Origin of the sequence: Candidatus Paracaedibacter symbiosus, assembly GCF_000757605.1 — a bacterium.
In the GTDB taxonomy this organism is placed as follows: domain Bacteria; phylum Pseudomonadota; class Alphaproteobacteria; order Paracaedibacterales; family Paracaedibacteraceae; genus Paracaedibacter_A; species Paracaedibacter_A symbiosus.
Window position 1 is genome coordinate 2,331 of record NZ_JQAK01000037.1, and the last position, 1,048, is coordinate 3,378.

At 35.9% G+C, this 1,048-nt stretch carries 2 protein-coding genes; both read left to right on the forward strand.

Annotated features, from left to right (window positions below):
- Positions 1-176: 176 nt before the first annotated feature.
- A complete protein-coding gene (locus IG80_RS12950; protein ID WP_232224434.1) occupies positions 177-827 on the forward strand; it encodes an ABC transporter permease subunit in 651 nt (216 codons plus the stop codon).
- Between the two features lie 12 nt (positions 828-839).
- Positions 840-1,048, forward strand: a 209-nt coding sequence (locus IG80_RS0112040; RefSeq protein WP_032114268.1) for a division plane positioning ATPase MipZ, incomplete at its 3' end; no start/stop codon positions are given.

Here is a 1,048-nt window from a genome sequence, read left to right on the forward strand (position 1 = left end):
GATTAAAGTGACTTTTTCTAAAAGACCTTTTCTCTTAACTTTTATGGTATTTGGGTATGCATTTTTATATTTACCTATATTAAGTCTTATTGCTTTTTTCATTTAACAAAGCACAAAGTGTCACGGAATGGTCAGAATTTTCTTTAAAATGGTATTACGAACTTTTTTCTAATAAAATGATACTTACTTCAGCTTTATTAAGCTTAAAGATTGCCCTTCTGACTGCGACTATCTCTGTGATTATAGGAACAGTTGCAGCTCTTGTTATAGTAAGATTTCAATCATTTAAAGGAAGAACTTTTTTTAATGGTCTTGTAACAGCTCCTTTAGTTATGCCAGAAGTTATTACAGGCCTTGCTTTATTACTTTTTTTTGTTGTGCTTCAGCAAACTATTGGGTGGCCGAAAGAGCGAGGGATTACAACAATTACTTTGGGACATGTTACTTTAACAATTGCTTATGTTATCGTGATTGTTCGTGCGCGTCTTCTTGAATTTGATAGACAGTTAGAGGAAGCCGCTTTAGACCTAGGCGCACGCCCAATTACTGTATTTTTTAAAATAACGCTTCCTTTAATATTTCCATCAATTGCAGCTGGCTGGTTACTTGCCTTTACTTTGTCGTTAGATGACGTAGTGCTCGCAAGCTTTCTCTCAGGCCCTGGTTCTACCACTTTGCCTATGCTTGTCTTTTCAAGCGTACGCACAGGTATCAGTCCTGTTATAAATGCTCTAGCAACAATTATAGTGAGCTTAGTAACCATCGGTATTATTATAGCAGGATGGTTTATGCATAAAGGCTCACTAATGAAAAGTGAAGAATCTTAAGGAGAAAATGAGATGAATGCACAAGAAAAGCCCTATATCATCGTTTTAGGAAATGAAAAAGGAGGGACCGGAAAGTCTACACTTTCAATGCATCTTATAGTTCATCTTTTAAGGCTTGGTTTTAAAGTAGGATCAATCGATATTGATGCTCGGCAAGGAACATTATCTCGCTATATAGAAAATCGTCGCAAATATATAGAGATGAATGGTAAGGAACTTCC